At 51.1% G+C, this 15,245-nt stretch carries 13 protein-coding genes; 12 read left to right on the top strand and 1 reads right to left on the bottom strand.

Going from position 1 to position 15,245, the window contains the following annotated elements:
- Window positions 1–339 precede the first annotated feature (339 nt).
- Together ltrA and B3K89_RS07040 are read left to right on the top strand one after the other, a co-directional pair.
- A complete protein-coding gene (gene ltrA / locus B3K89_RS07045; protein ID WP_293893402.1) occupies window positions 340–1,590 on the top strand; it encodes a group II intron reverse transcriptase/maturase in 1,251 nt (416 codons plus the stop codon).
- 123 nt (window positions 1,591–1,713) lie between these two features.
- Window positions 1,714–2,607, top strand: coding sequence for an AraC family transcriptional regulator (locus B3K89_RS07040; RefSeq protein ID WP_293893405.1), 894 nt, complete (start codon window positions 1,714–1,716; stop codon window positions 2,605–2,607).
- Here B3K89_RS07040 and B3K89_RS07035 read toward each other — a convergent pair.
- Window positions 2,588–3,670, bottom strand: a complete 1,083-nt coding sequence (locus B3K89_RS07035) for a phosphotransferase enzyme family protein (RefSeq protein WP_345907205.1) — start codon at window positions 3,668–3,670, stop codon at window positions 2,588–2,590. The two genes, B3K89_RS07040 and B3K89_RS07035, sit on opposite strands and share 20 nt — an antisense overlap.
- A 93-nt stretch (window positions 3,671–3,763) precedes the next feature.
- On the opposite strand from B3K89_RS07035, the gene B3K89_RS07030 reads away from it, so the two are divergent.
- The 10 genes from B3K89_RS07030 to B3K89_RS06985 all read left to right on the top strand — a co-directional run bounded on the left by B3K89_RS07030 (window position 3,764) and on the right by B3K89_RS06985 (window position 15,180).
- Window positions 3,764–4,783: a LacI family DNA-binding transcriptional regulator gene (locus B3K89_RS07030; protein ID WP_293893410.1), complete on the top strand. Its 1,020-nt coding sequence runs from the start codon at window positions 3,764–3,766 to the stop codon at window positions 4,781–4,783.
- A gap of 26 nt (window positions 4,784–4,809) precedes the next feature.
- A complete protein-coding gene (locus tag B3K89_RS07025) occupies window positions 4,810–6,090 on the top strand; it encodes an ABC transporter substrate-binding protein (RefSeq protein WP_293893413.1) in 1,281 nt (426 codons plus the stop codon).
- A 50-nt stretch (window positions 6,091–6,140) separates the two neighbouring features.
- Window positions 6,141–7,052 carry a carbohydrate ABC transporter permease gene (locus B3K89_RS07020; protein WP_293893416.1) on the top strand — a complete coding sequence of 304 codons (912 nt, stop codon included), beginning with the start codon at window positions 6,141–6,143 and terminating at the stop codon, window positions 7,050–7,052.
- Between the two features lie 3 nt (window positions 7,053–7,055).
- Window positions 7,056–7,913, top strand: a complete 858-nt coding sequence (locus tag B3K89_RS07015; protein ID WP_293893419.1) for a carbohydrate ABC transporter permease — start codon at window positions 7,056–7,058, stop codon at window positions 7,911–7,913.
- A gap of 13 nt (window positions 7,914–7,926) precedes the next feature.
- On the top strand, window positions 7,927–9,447 hold the full coding sequence (locus B3K89_RS07010) for a sulfatase-like hydrolase/transferase (protein ID WP_293893422.1): 1,521 nt from the start codon (window positions 7,927–7,929) through the stop codon (window positions 9,445–9,447).
- 172 nt (window positions 9,448–9,619) lie between these two features.
- A complete protein-coding gene (locus tag B3K89_RS07005; protein WP_293893425.1) occupies window positions 9,620–10,582 on the top strand; it encodes a tripartite tricarboxylate transporter substrate-binding protein in 963 nt (320 codons plus the stop codon).
- Between the two features lie 67 nt (window positions 10,583–10,649).
- Window positions 10,650–11,165: a tripartite tricarboxylate transporter TctB family protein gene (locus tag B3K89_RS07000; protein WP_293893428.1), complete on the top strand. Its 516-nt coding sequence runs from the start codon at window positions 10,650–10,652 to the stop codon at window positions 11,163–11,165.
- Window positions 11,166–11,174: 9 nt separating this feature from the next.
- Entirely contained in the window at window positions 11,175–12,659 is a 1,485-nt protein-coding gene (locus tag B3K89_RS06995) for a tripartite tricarboxylate transporter permease (RefSeq protein WP_293893431.1), read from the top strand.
- 9 nt (window positions 12,660–12,668) lie between these two features.
- The gene (locus B3K89_RS06990) at window positions 12,669–14,042 is read left to right on the top strand and encodes a sulfatase-like hydrolase/transferase (RefSeq protein WP_293893434.1); all 1,374 of its coding nucleotides are present in this window, start codon (window positions 12,669–12,671) and stop codon (window positions 14,040–14,042) included.
- A complete protein-coding gene (locus B3K89_RS06985; RefSeq protein ID WP_293893437.1) occupies window positions 14,029–15,180 on the top strand; it encodes a GntR family transcriptional regulator in 1,152 nt (383 codons plus the stop codon). The genes B3K89_RS06990 and B3K89_RS06985 overlap by 14 nt, the downstream gene beginning before the upstream one ends.
- Window positions 15,181–15,245: the final 65 nt, after the last annotated feature.

Here is a 15,245-nt window from a genome sequence, read left to right as displayed (position 1 = left end):
GAACCCTTGATGAAGTGTCGTCAACGTAAAGCGGTGTCAGAACCAGACATTCACCACGCGTCTGGGAGATAGGTCAGAAGCAGTTCTGGAGTGGTCTGACCGGCACCCGGCATTAAGAGGGCGCGAGCATGCAGCAGGCTTTGCTATGGGACGCATGAACCTATGGAATGATGGGAATCGAAAAGGTACAAGCCTCAGAAAGGCAAGGCTGAAAGTAGAGATGAATTTCATAGGGGCGGAGACAATCGTAGTAGCGAAGAAACTTCTGTAATGGGGGTGGAGCGAAGGGTTGTCATCGACAAGGCTCAGCCATGAGTCAACTGGAAACAGGAGGAGCAAATGGAAAGGAGCAAACAGTATGTCATCAGCAAAATGCTGTTTGTCGAAGCCTATAAAAAGGTGAAAGCGAACGGTGGGAGTGCTGGTGTCGATGGAATCTCCATGGCCATGTATGAGAAGAACCTGAAAGGGAACCTCTACAAGGTATGGAACAGAATGAGCTCGGGAAGTTATTTCCCAAAGCCTGTGAAGGCGGTGGAAATACCCAAGAAGAGTGGAGGAACAAGGAAACTGGGGATACCTACCGTAGAAGACCGTATCGCACAGATGGTGGTCAAGCTAATGGTGGAACCCATCCTGGACCCACTCTTTCATGAAGACTCCTATGGATACAGACCGAACAAGTCGGCACTTGATGCGGTTGGGAAGGCAAGGGAAAGATGCTGGCGGTATGACTATGTCATTGATCTGGACATCAAGGGGCTCTTTGACAACATAGATCACGCGCTTCTCATGAAGGCAGTGGAGTGGCACATCAAAGAGTCTTGGATTGTCCTGTACATAGACAGATGGCTGAAGACACCATTCAAGGATGTTGACGGAACCTTGATTCCAAGGATTTCCGGGACACCACAGGGTGGGGTTGTAAGTCCAATACTGTCCAACCTCTTCATGCACTATGCGTTTGACATGTGGATGGAAAGGGAACATCCGTACTGTCCTTTTGAGCGATATGCTGATGATACGGTTGTACACTGCAAGTCTGAAAAGCAAGCAAGGTTCATTCTCAAGGCGATTGGGGAGAGACTGACCGCATGCAAGTTGGAGCTCCATCCAGTGAAGACCAAGCTAGTCTACTGTAAGGACAAAGACCGCAAAGGCGGCTTTGGAAACACGGAATTTGACTTTCTTGGTTATACTTACAGGGGTAGAGTTCTGAAGGACAGGATTGGCAGAGTGCAGGTCAACTTCCTACCGGCAGTGAGCAAGGCATCCTGCCAGAGCCTCAAGGACAAGATAAAGGCTCTTGAGATTCACAAACGGACAGGAAGCAAGATTGAGATGATAGCAGAAACAATCAATCCCATTGTTGCAGGGTGGATGAACTACTTCGGCCGCTACAACAACTCAGCCTTGAAAAATACGCTGAGGGTGATTCAGAGGAGACTTGTGAGATGGGCAATATGCAAGTTCAAAAGATTCCATGGCCGTCCTATGCGTGCAAGAATATGGTTGGAAGAAGTCCAAAGAAGGACTCCTAATCTCTTTGCACATTGGAGGCATTGTGGTTTGTCGATAAGAGCCGTATGAATCGAGAGATTCACGTACGGTTCTGTGAGAGCCTTGGGGTGAAACTCCCCTTGGCTACTCGACTGAGAGGTTGGGGCCTAGCGGCCCCCGCCTACTCGATTACTGGAGGGCAGGAGTTGTGCCATGGCTGAAGAAGAGTTGTTGATCAAGGCAGCCCGATTTGTAGGATTGGACGGGGTCAGGAAATCTGCAATTGATCTTGCCCTCTCGTATTGCGGCATCCAACAGTGTTCGCCGCTGCACAACAATGGGCCTGAGATTCGTGATACCAGCTTCATCCATATCATCCGCTCTGGAAAAGGCGTGCTGAAAATGGAAGGAAGGGAGTATCATCTCCAGAGTAATCAAGCCTTCCTGATTCCTGCCGGAGTCAAGGCGCAGTATACTGCCGACAAGGACGATCCCTGGCACTACATGTGGGTGGGTTTTTCCGGGCTCATGAGCGAGGAAAGCATGGCCATGGCAGGCTTTTCCAGGGAGCATCCTGTGCGTTCGGTACTCAATGAGCAGCAGTTGTTGCAGGACATTGAGGGCATGATCGAGACGTATCACCTCACATTTACCAATGAACTGCGTCGAAACGGCTGTTTTTTCCACTTCATCTCCCATCTGATCGAAGACTATCAGGCACAGGGCACGCTTGAGGGTCTGAGCAATCTGCAATGCGCCCAATATGCCCGCAAAGCCTATCACTTCATCATGGAACACTTCAGTGAACAGATTAAGATCCAAGAGCTTGCCGAGCAGTTCGGGGTGAGCCGCAATTACCTGTATGCCTGTTTCAAGGAGGTGTACAAGGTGTCTCCGAAGCAGTTCCTCAATGCCCTGCGCATGGAGCATGCATCAAGCTTGCTTCTCTCAAAGTACCTGTATGTATCGCAGGTGGCCCATCAGGTGGGATTCGAGGATGAACTGGCGTTCTCCAAAGCGTTCAAGGAGTTCCATCACCTCTCTCCAACCGAATTCCGCAAGCAATTGCACTCTCTTGCCGCATCCCCTACGAAAGAGAACCCGTAATGCTTTCCCACTTGCGGTCCATGTCCTGCATCAGGGCGATCTGGGTCCTTGCCCGGTCGAGGTTGTGGCTCGGCCGCTCGATGTGGTAATAGACATCGCCGTTCAAATAGTCGGTGAGGAAGCGTACCCCCATGATCTGGGTGGTTGCTCTTCCTGATTCTGCGATGAGCTGTCGTTCGGTGTCCGTCAGGAAGTTGTCGGCTACAGATCGGTAGCCCTTGACCATCTGGATGAAGAGGTTCTCATCGCATCCTACCTTGCTCAGGTCCTGCTCGTCCTCACCGGCAGTGATGCTTCCGGTTCTGAGCATGTCGCCGGTATCGAAGAGGATGGTTCCGCTCATCACGGTATCGAGGTCGATCACACACACTCCTTCACCGGTTGTCCGGTCGAAGAGGATGTTGCTGATTTTCGTATCATTGTGGGTCACCCGAAGCGGCACCCGCCCCTCTTCCAGGGCAGTGGTAAGAGTCATGCCGCGCTCTTCATTCTCGAGGAAGAACTGCAGTTCAGCCTGCACCGACTGAAGTCTTTTCGCTTTGTCATTCTCGATGGCCTGCCTGAGCTGGTTGTAGCGACTTCCCATGTGGTGGAACTTTGCAATCGTTGTATGCAGCTTGTCGGCGGGAAAATCACAGAGGTGGTGCTGGAAGGTTCCTACAGCCTCTCCGAAACGGTAGGCAAGGTGCTGGTCGTCGAGGAAGGGGTAGGTGTTCACCTCGTCGATGAAGCGGTAGGTTCTCCAGAGGTTGCCCTCATAGTCATACGCATACCACTGATGCTGCTTGGTTTGTACGAGCTTCAGGCACCGTTTGTCCTTGTCGGTAAGGTGTGCAATCTTGCCCTGGATGTGGCTGGTCACCTTCTGGATGTTGTCCATAACCTCCTCGGGCCGGGTGAATACACTATCGTTGAGCTTCTGATGGGTATACTTGTATTGTTTTCCCTCGTGTACAAATGTGGAGATGAAGGTGCTGTTGATATGCCCTTCCTTGTTTGCTTTTATTTTCTGCAGTTCGCCTTCAATGGCGAACAGGCCTATGATGTCTGCGATGTCCTGCATGGGTGCTCTGCCTCCAACAATTTTCCTTGACAGAATAGCATACCTGGTCTAATCTAGCAATGTACACAGGTGTGTATATCGGTGGAATCAGACATGGAACAGAAAAAAATCCTTCGAACCATTACGCGCAAGGACATTGCAATCGAGGCCGGAGTTACGGAGACAATCGTCTCCTATGTCATCAACGGCAATCGATATGTCAAGGAAGAGAAGCGCAAGAAGGTGGAGGAGGCGATCGCCCGGCTCAACTACCGCCCCAATTCCATGGCCCGTGCCCTCAAGGGGAAAAAATCGAACCATATACTCTTTGTTGCTGATGATATAAAGGGTGAGTACTTCGGCAAGCTTATCAGTGAAATAGACAGTCTCGCCTACAAAGAGGACTACTTCATCACCTTGTGTGCCGATCATCAGGATGAGGATTTCGTCAATCGCATCTATTCCAAGTTCTTTGACGGCATCGTCATCGGTTCTGCATCATTTCCCCTGCACAATATTCAGCGTCTCATCGATGCCGATATTCCCATCGTACTCTTGGAGATTCGAGATTACAGCTCCATAACCGGTGTGTACGGCCTGATCAACACGGGCCTGTATGAGGGGGCCCGTCGTGTTGTACGGACATTGTATGAGAGAGGCAGGCGCAGGTTGTTGTTTCTTGACCGTGTCAGCACTTCCGGCAATTGGTCAAGCATGGATGACTGGCGCTTGAAGGGCTTCACCGACCAATGCAATGTCTATCAACTGGAACCTGTGGTTCTCAGCGGCTGTAGCACCGAGGATGAGTTGAGTGCCAAAATCATTGATCTGCTTGCCTCGGGCTTTCGGCCTGACGGAATCTTCGGGCGGAATGACCCGATTGCCTTGGTGGGAATGCAGGCATGCCAGAGGATGGGGTTCAACGTTCCACAGGACATCTCCGTCATCGGCTTTGACAATACCCGGCTCTGTCGATTTTCTTCTCCGACGCTTACTTCGGTGGAGATTGACCAGCAGGAAATTGCCCGGTGTGTGATGCAAATGATGATGAGTCTCATCGACAACCGCTCTTCTTTTGAAAAACGGTTGGAGGTCTATTTGGATACGAAAGTGGTTATGCGCGAGAGCGTATAAATGGCTGAAAAAAGGAGTTTGGGAAGATGAAAAAAATTGTAGTGGTTCTGTTGGTGCTTGCTATGGTGTCTGCATCGGTATTCGCTGCAGGAAAGACCGAGGCCGCCCCGTCCGGTCCGGTGACCCTCAAGGTGGCAAACTATGCTTTGCTGGAAAGTGGGTATGAACCGTTTTGGAAGCAGGTGAAAGTGGATTTTGAGGCTGCAAATCCCGATATCACCATAGAATGGGTGACCGCCCCCTATGGGGAGATTGTCAACCAGGTGGTGAATATGGCCGGCGGCGGCAACAAGGTTGATGTCATCTTCGGTGAGATTGACTGGGTTCCAGGTCTTGTCGATGCCGGCTTGGCCGCCCCCGTGAGGGACATTCTCTCCCCGGCATTCGTCGATGACTTCTATCCTGATGTATTGAAGTCCTTCGAGGTGGAAGGCAAGCCGTACGGTATTCCGCTCTATGTCTCCCCGTATGTGCTGTATTACAACAAGAACCTGTTCACCCAGGCTGGTCTTGACCCGAACAAGCCGCCCAAGACGTATGATGAGATGCTCGCCTATGCCCAGAAGCTCTCCCAACTGAAGGATGCCAAGGGAAACAAGGTCTATGCATTCGGCCAGACGACAGCTTCGGTGCCGGTATCGGGGGCTTCCCTTACGGCCATGATCTTCAATTTCGGTGGTCGGGTGCTTGATGCACAGGGAGCCCTTGCTGTGGACAACCAAGGCTTCAAGGATGCCTTTGCCATGGTGCAGAAGCTCGACCAGCTGGGTTACAATCCACAGAATGCAAAACTGAAGGATCTCAGAAATCTCTTCGCCCTCGGCCAGCTTGCCATGTATTACGATCAGAGCTGGGGTTTCAACGGGGTGAAGTCGATTAATCCTGATGCGATCAACTTCACTGCCTCTGCCGAGCCTTTGAAGGGTGGAAGCGGATCAGGTGCCAGTCTGCTGCAGGCCCACTGCTTCATCCTTGTTGACAACGGTGATGCCAGAAAAGCTGCTCTTTCGAAATTTGTCGAGTTTGTGATCAGTGAACAGACCCTCAGCTCCTACCTGCGCGATCTCACCCCTGCATACCCTGCCAAGAAGTCGATGGCGAATATGGAGAGCGTGGTGAACAACGGTATTCTCAAGGGTGCTTCCGCTGCCGCCGGCAGGGTGCAGGTGCAGTCCTTCATCCCTAGGATCAGCGACCTCAACCTTGAGTTGTGCTCCCTCGCCCAAGCGGTAACGGTAGGAAAGCAGGATGTAGCTTCGGCTATAGAAAAGTTCAAAAACACGGCAAGTGTAAAGATTTCCCAATAAGAAACATGGTTCAAGGGAGTCGGAAAACCGACTCCCTTGATAGGAGTGGTATGAAAAGCAGAACCTTGAAACGAACGAGATCTGATCTTCTTTTCTCGTTCATCCTCGATGCCCCGGCCCTGCTGATGACGGTGTTGTTCATTATTGTTCCCATTGTGGATTCCGTGATCAAAAGTTTCCAGGACTATGGGGTGCGCAACATCATCAGCGGGAAACCCGGCGTTTGGAATAACTTTGCAAACTATCTGTACCTTGCGAAGACTGATGCCTTTCCCATGGCGAGCATTCATACCTTCAGCTTTGTGCTGGGGGTGGTGGTGCTGCAGTTTCTGCTTTCGCTCCTGCTGTCCTTGATTCTGAATACAGAAATCAAGGGTGCCCGATTGCTCAGGAGCATCATGATGACTCCCTGGGTGGTGCCCACCGTCATCTCAGCCCTCATCTGGATGTGGCTTTTTCAACCTCAGTATGGGTTTGTCAAATACTTGGTGAATCTTGTCTCCCTTGGCAAGGTGCAGGACTTTGCCATGCTCAATAATCCTCGGACCGCTCTTGCCGGGGTGGGGATTGCAGCACTATGGAAGCAGATTCCGCTCATGTCCCTGCTTTTGTTGGCAGGTCTTCAGAATGTGCCGCAGGAGATTAACGAAGCGGCCATGATCGATGGGGCGGGCAAGTTCAGGCGCTTCCTTTCAGTTACGTTGCCCTATCTCAGCCCGGTGATCAAGGTGAGCATCTCCATGGCGATCATCGAGAACTTCAAGCAGTTCCCGCTCTTTTGGACCATGACCGGAGGAGGTCCGAACAACGCCACCACCACCCTCGCGGTGCTCAGCTACCGAGAGGCGTTTGTATCGATGAATCTTGGGTCAGGGGCAGCCGTGACGACTTTGTGGATGCTCATGATGATCTTGGTGGTTTTCTTCTACAACCGGGTGTTCCGGGTGCAGGATTTGGGGTGAGCCATGAGTAAAACAAGAACCTTGAAGCACGATGGCCCCTGGTATACTGCAGGCAAGTACCTGATTCTCATCGTGATTTTGCTCTTTTTGCTCTTTCCAATCTACTGGGTGTTGGTTACCTCCTTCAAGACGAACATGGAAGCCTATCAGTATCCACCGACGTTTTTTCCGCACAGTCCCGTGCTTGATAGTTTCATCAAGCTTTTCACCCAGCACAACCAGTTCTTTGTCTACTATCAGAACAACCTGATCGTCTCGGCATCTGTGGCTCTTCTGGGTTGCATCCTGGCCATCTTTGCAGGCTACTCGCTTGCACGGTTCAAGAATCGGTGGAACCAGGCATTCTTCGCCCTCCTGTTGGCAAGCCAGATGTTTCCGGTCATCAGCCGAATGATCAGCTTGTACGCAATTATGGGCAAGCTGGGAATCATCAATACCCTTGGGGGGTTGATATTCGCCCTCCTTGCAGCCCAAGTTCCGTTCTGCATCATCCTCATGGCTAGTTTCTTTGCCAACATCCCCACCGAGATTGAGGAAGCCGCGTTCGTCGATGGGGCGGGGAGGTGGAGAATTCTCTTTACCATCGTCACCCCTCTGGTGAAGTCGGGGCTGCTTGCCGTCGGTATTTATGCCTTCTTGATGACATGGGATGATTACCTGCATGCAGCAACCCTCATTCAGGACGATAGCCTGCGTACCCTTTCAGTGGGGATTGCCCTAAGGTATTTGGGAGAACTCTCCTATGATTGGTCGCTGGTCAACGCGATTTCCATCATCGGGACCATTCCGGTAGTGTTGCTGTTCTTTTTCTTCCAAAAATATATGATCAAAGGCCTCGTCGCCGGTGCGGTGAAGGGCTGAGCTGGAGTATTCAATGCCAAGACAAGTCGTGTTCATTATGACCGATACCACCCGCAAGGACATGCTGGGCTGCTATGGCGACAGCCGTATGCAGACTCCCAACCTCGACAAGCTTGCCAGAGAGGGTTTGCGTTACGAGCAGGCTTACTGCTGTCAGCCGGTATGTGGTCCCGCACGCTCTGCTTTGTTTACCGGGACCTTCCCCCACTCCAACGGGGTGGTTTCCAACAATCTTCCTTTGGGGGCCAATGTGAAGACATTGGGCCAGAGGCTCTCGGACAACGGCATCCAGGCCGCTTATACAGGGAAGTGGCACCTTGACGGCGGGGACTACTTCGGACTGGGGCGGTGTCCGGATGGTTGGGATCGTGCATATTGGTACGACATGCACAACTACCTGGAAGAGCTCTCGTCGGAAGAAAGGCTTCGTTCCCGCAAGTCTGAGACAGCCTTCGATGAGGATTGGGGTGCTGAAATGACCTATGCCCACCGAGTTTCGAACAAGGCAATCGGGTATGTGAAGGAGCATGAGGGAGAGGATTTCTTCCTTGTCGTCTCCTACGACGAGCCGCATGGCCCATTCATCTGTCCCCCTCCGTTCAATACCATGTATGATGGGTTCTGTTTTGAGGATAATCCTACGTTCCATGACAGCCTTCAGTCCAAGCCGATGCTCCAGCGACTCTGGGCGGGTGATGACCTTCATAAGCGTCCCGAGGAGCTGCATGCCCCCTCAAAGCTGCTGTCGCTCTACTTGGGGTGCAACAGCTTCGTCGATTATGAAATCGGCAGGGTGTTGGACCAGGTGTACCTTCTTGCCCCGGATGCCCTGGTCATCTTTACCTCCGACCATGGCGATATGCTGGGTTCTCATCGCCTTCAGGCCAAGAATGCGGCTTTCTACAAGGAAATTACCAATATTCCGTTCATTGTGAAACCGGCCAAAAGTCATGAGGGCAACCGCAATGTAGTGGTTTCCCATCCGGCCAGCCACATCGATGTGACTCCCACGGTATTGGATTACTTTGGCATTCCGCTTCCCAAGCTGCTAGAGGGCAGGAGCATGCTCGCCCAGTTTGAGGACCCAAAAACACAGATTAATGAGCATGTCTACTGTGAATTCACCCGGTACGAGGTCGATCACGATGGATTCGGAGGCTTGCAGATGATGCGATCGGTCACCGACGGCCGCTTCAAGTTGACGATCAACTTGATGGATCGTGATGAGCTGTATGACTTGCAGGTCGATCCGCATGAGGTGGTGAACCTTATCGACGACCCGAGCTGTAAAGAGATCCGGAACAAGCTTCATGACTTGCTGATTGAGCATATGGACCAGACACGTGACGTTTACCGCGGCTATCAGTGGGTGGCAAGGCCTTGGCGGGACGACCGCGGACCTAGTTGGCAGAACAGCGGTATGACCCGCCAACGGGAGAACGAGGAGTACGAGAGCCGGCAGTGGGACTATGATACCGGCCTACCTATGGAGAACGCGGTACGGGGCAAGAAGCTCTACGATGTGAAGAAGTAACAAACAGGACCGGCTGCAAGGCTGGTCCTGATTCAAGTCTATACCTAGACAAGTTGCCCTCTATTATCCACAGACCATACAACTTTCAATCAAATCGCCAAAAATCTGCATTGCTTAATTGCGATGCAATGGTACGCTTTGCGTATATTGTACAAACAACTTGGAGGAAATTATGAAAAAAGCTGTAGTATTGCTGCTGATTGTTCTTTGCATGCTTGGTACCTTAAGTGCCGCAGGCAAGACTGAAACCAATCTTGATTCCTGGCCGGCTGAACCGGTTACTGTTATCTGCCCATGGGCGGTTGGCGGTGTTGCCGATATCGTCAACAGAAAGGCTGCCACCTATGGGATGGAAGTGCTTGGTCAGCCCATACTGGCAACCAACGAACTTGGTGCAGGCGGCAACGTTGCCCTGACCAACTATCTGAAGAACCAGCCGAACTCCTACAACCTGATATTCGGCGGTGAGGGTGCGTTCTCAATCGCTCCCAATGTAGATGGAGCCGATGCCATCCAATTTACCTATGCCGATTACGAACCTGTCATCAACTTGTATTCTTCCATCTTTGTGCTAACCAGCGATGCAAAATTGAATATCAAGGATCTGGATGCCTTGAAGGCCTATGCACAAGGCAAGAAGCTGAAGGTTGCCGTCAACGGTGTTGCAGGCTCTGAAGCATTCCTGGCAAAAGCTCTGGCCAAGGATCTGGGCATCACTTTGGAGCTGGTAAGCTACAATGGAGCCAACCTTGCCCTCGATGCAGCATCCAAAGGTGAGACCGCCTTTGCAATTTCACACCAATCCCAGGCAAGGGGAAGTGTAGAGGCCGGAATTCTTAATCCTGTGGTGGTCTTCGACGAGAAGGGTGTAAACAACGAAGTATTCAAGAACGTGAAGGGTGTCGGCGAATACGGCTACACCGCCTACTTCCGCAACCGCTGTTTCATTCTCGCCCGCAAGGGAACCGACCAGAAGGTCATCGACAAGGTCCGTAATGCCTATCTGACCATTCTTGAAAAACCGGAAATGAGAGAGTTCTACAAATCAATGATGATCGAAGTCGATCCGATGGATAAGGCCGCCATTGATGGACACATTGCCTCAGTTGCTTCAATCGTAAAAGCAAATATCTAGGTTTCATACCTCGAGTAGATGGGCTTTCAATCAAGGGAAGCCCATCTCGTTCAAGGGAAGGGCATATATGAATCATCTTTTTACACAACTGAATGCTGCCATCGATCGTTTCAGTATGAAATGGGAAGGCAGGCAAATACGTTTTTATCCATCTTTGGTGGGACCTGTACTCTTTCTTCTGGCTTCGATAGCAGGCTACGCTTTGATGCCGTCCCAGGTAAAAATCCAGGAAGGCACCGCTACAACGGCTCGAACGTTTCCTTCCTTGATGCTCACGCTCATTCTTGTTTGTTCCGTGGTCTTGATACTGCAGGAAGTGACCAAGATTATTCGCAAACAACCCATTGAGGTAGTCATGCTGGATGTGATGACCGAAATTCGGGCGATTATCATCTTGGCTCTCCTGGTCCTCTACGCACTACTTATTCCCGTACTGGGTTTCATAGTAACATCTATCCTTTTCGGCCTTGCCATGTTGGGCTTCTTTAGGGTGAAGAAGTGGTGGTACTACCTGATCATTGCGCTTTCAGCACTGATGATCGGGCTTCTGTTTCAGGTTGTCCTGAACGTACGTCTGCCGTAGGAGGCCTCCATGGATCTGTTTATGCAGGGCTTTTCAGCCTTTTTCTCGCTATCGAGTTTTCTCTTTATGAATATCGGGCTCTTGCTGGGACTCATCTTCGGGGCCATCCCCGGTCTTACGGTGATACTCTGCATTGTATTGTTTCTACCCTTCACCTATACCATGGGGCCGATTGATTCATTCATGTTCCTGCTGGGTATCTATTGTGCCGGTGGGTACGGTGGTTCCATATCTGCCATCCTGATCAACACCCCCGGTACTCCCCATGCAACTGCCACGATGGCTGATGGGTATGCATTGACCAAGCAGGGAAAGAGCAAGAAAGCGTTGAACATTGCGTTGCAGGCTTCCACATTCGGTGGTATGGCAAGCGCACTCACGCTTCTCTTCTTCGCTCCCCAAGTGGCCAAGTTTGCCCAGAAGATGGGAACCCCCGAGTACTTTTTGGTCTGCCTGTTCGGTCTTACTGTCATTGCAGGGGTTTCAGGGAAATCCCTGACCAAGGGTATCATTTCCGGCGCGGTTGGCTTGTTCATTTCAACCATTGGCCTCGATCCAATGACCGGGAGCACCCGCTATATCTTCAAGAATATCAACCTCTACTCGGGATTTGACTTGGTCATCTGCCTGATCGGCTTGTTTGCACTTAGTGAAGTACTTTCCAAGAGTAAGAAGAGCAACCAAGTCACGCTTTCCAGTTTGGAGGAAATCAAGGGGGAATCCGGACATATTACTGCAAAAGAGTATAAACGGATGAGCCTGCCGGCTCTCTTCTCTGCAGTCGTAGGAATCATCATCGGCATTATTCCAGGAACCGGTGCATCCATGGCAAGCTTTGTAAGCTACGACCGGGTTAAAGCCATGAGCAAGCACAAGGAAGAGTTTGGCAATGGCTCCATCGAGGGCATTGCGGCAGCTGAGACTGCCAACAATGCGGTTACCGGTGCCACCTTGATTCCTCTGCTTACCATGGGTATTCCCGGTGACGGGGTGGCTGCCATCATGCTCGGGGCGTTGATGATCAACGGTCTTACACCGGGCCCTAACCTCTTTGTCAAGCACGGTGTTACGATGTATGCCATTATGATAGGTCTGGTTTTCGTCAACCTGTTCATGTATGTACAGGGCAAGACCCTTACCAAGTACTTTGCCAGAGTGGTCAGCATTCCCGTCTCCATTCTTACCCCCATTATCGTCATCTTCTGCTTTGCCGGAGCTTTTTCGGTGAACACCTCCCTTTTTGATGTACGGGTAACTCTTGCTTTTGCAGTCATCGCCTATGTGTTTTCCAAACTGGGTTTCTCTACTATTCCCATCCTTTTGGGATTGGTGCTCGGTGATATCACCGAGGAAAATTTTCGCCGTTCACTGATATTATCCGACGGTAGTTGGTCAATCTTTGCCCAATCACCCATTTCCATAGCCTTCCTGGTCGTCATCGCCCTTACCGTGGTCTTGATCGTCCGTGGAAAGATCAATGAATCAAGACAGTAGGAGACTCTGATGAACAGGCCGAACATTCTTTTCTATTTCTCAGACCAGCAACGTTTTGATACCTGTGGTTGCTATGGGCAGCAATTGCCCATTACTCCTCATTTGGATGCCATGGCGGAGGAAGGGGTGCGCTTTGACCTTGCTTTCTCACCCCAGCCGGTCTGCGGTCCTTGCCGGGCAATCTTTCAGACCGGGCTCTATGCAACCGATACCGGATGTTTCAGGAATAACAAGGCATTGCCCTCTGGTGTGAAGACTGTTGCCGACTACATGGAAGAGAGCGGATATGAGACAGCCTACATCGGCAAGTGGCATCTGGCCAGTGAAGGGGGGCTGGAGGAAAAACCCTCCCAGGATTATCAGAGGAGTGCAATTCCACCACAGCTCAGGGGTGGCTATACAGGGTTTTGGCGAGCCAGCGATGTTCTTGAGTTCACCAGCGACGGCTATGGCGGCTATGTGTTTGATGAGCATATGAGGCGTTGTGACTTTTCTGGGTATCGTGCAGACTGCATTGCCGACTTCGCCTTGGAGTTTCTCGATTCCTACAAGGCTGAAAAACCCTTCTTCATGACGGTCTCACAAATCGAACCTCATCATCAGAACGATGCCCATCACTATCAGGGGCCGGAGGGTTCAAAAGAGAAGTATGCTGATTTCCAACTCCCGGAGGATTTGAGGGCTCTTGGAGGTGGAGATGCTGTAGAGGAGTATCCGGACTATCTTGGAGCCTGTGAACGGGTGGATGCCAACCTTGGGCGCTTGATTGCAAAGCTGAAGGAGAAGGGCTTGTATGAGAATACCGTTATCATCTTTACCAGTGATCATGGTTCCCACTTCAGGACCCGCAATTGCGATGCGCACCTGAATGGGTATGACGACTACAAGCGCAGCGCACATGATGCGGCTTTGCGGGTTCCGTTGGTCATCCGCGGCGGTGCTTTCCGTGCCGGAAGGGTGGTTGAGCAACTAGTCAGCACCGAGAGCCTGCCCAAGACCATTCTTGGTCTTGCCGGCATTGATGTTGGAGATCGAATGATCGGAGAGGATTTGGCGGCACTCATCGATGGATCGGTCAAGGGGAGGACCAATGAGATTTTTGCCCAAATCTCGGAAAGCAGGGTGGGAAGGGCCATCCGTACCGTCCGTTACAAGTATGCCGTATATGCCCCGGGCCTGAATGGTGGTGCTGTTGCTTCGAGTGACTGCTACGTGGATGATTTTCTGTATGATCTCGACTCCGATCCCCATGAATTGCATAATGTGGTTTGTGAAAGGGCCTACACTCATGTTAAGCTGGAACTGCGCAGTCGTCTGAAGGCTTGGATTGCCAAAGCAGAGCGAAAGGAAGTGAGTATTGAGGATGGGTGTGAAGAAACCTGATCAGCTGAAGAAGTATGAGTTGGTTCAGCGTTATATCCTGACCTTCATAGACCAGAAAAAGTTCACCGAGGATGTACGGCTTCCCTCCGAGCATTTCTTGTGCAAGAAGCTGGGGGTAAGCCGGGAGACGGTGCGAAACGCCCTGTCCCGCCTTGCTGATGAGCAGATTATCTATACCCGCAAGGGTAGTGGCACCTATGTCAACAAGAAGGAATTTCTTGCCCAGCAAAATCCGATGGTGAGCGGTAAGACCAAGATTGCTGTGATCGTTCAGGGTCAGGATTACAACGCCAATAAGAATCTGCTCAGGGGGATCAAGCATGCGTTGGCCAATGAGTCGGTTGAGCTGAAGATTTTCTATACGGACAACAAGCTGGCCAATGAACGCAACTGCTTGCTCTCCTGCCTGTCCAACTTCCATGGCCTGATTGTCGACGGGGTGAAGGCAAGCATCCTCAATCCCAACCTCGACTGCTATTCCAAGTTGTACGACCGGGATGTCCGGGTCATCTTCTACAACAACTACTATGCGGGCTCTCCCTTTCCCAAGGTGACCATTGCCGACGGTCAGTGTGCCGATGCCTTGGTGCATCGGCTCACCGCCTGCGGCCATCAGCATATAGCCGGTATTTTTGTGTATGACAATTATCAAGGTATAGAGAAGTACAAGGGCTATGTGCATGCCCTGCAGAACTATGGTGCAACATATGATGACCGGTACGTGAAGTGGTTTATCTCGGACGATATGCTTGACCCAAAGGAGTTCTCAAAGAACTTATGGAGGTTTCTCAAGGGTCTGCCTGAGTGCACAGCCATTGTCTGTTGCAACTTCATGATTCTTAAAACGGTGTTGCATCTGCTCTCCAATCATGGCAAGGAGGTTCCAAAGGACTATTCGGTGGTTGCCTTCGACTATTCCGATACCGACTGGACCGACAGCGGCATTACTGCTTCCATCCATCCCGGTTTTGAAATGGGACTTGAAGTGGGAAAGCGTATTTTTCGGATGATTGAAGACAACGAGTACAAAATTCACGATTACTCGTATACGTTCAAGCCCACGATTTATGATGGGTGGTCGATTCGGGACCTTGCACAGGAGCAAGGAAATGCAAAGCAAGTTGGGAAAAGCACCTAGTAGCCTGTAACACTTAAACCTATTCCTTGATTATGGGGTACAACCTCTTGAGTTTGACCCGTGCA

It is taken from the genome of Sphaerochaeta sp. UBA5849 (assembly GCA_002432715.1).
GTDB lineage: Bacteria > Spirochaetota > Spirochaetia > Sphaerochaetales > Sphaerochaetaceae > Sphaerochaeta.
Note: the sequence above shows the minus strand (reverse complement) of the source record. Positions and strands in the feature narration are given on the sequence as shown.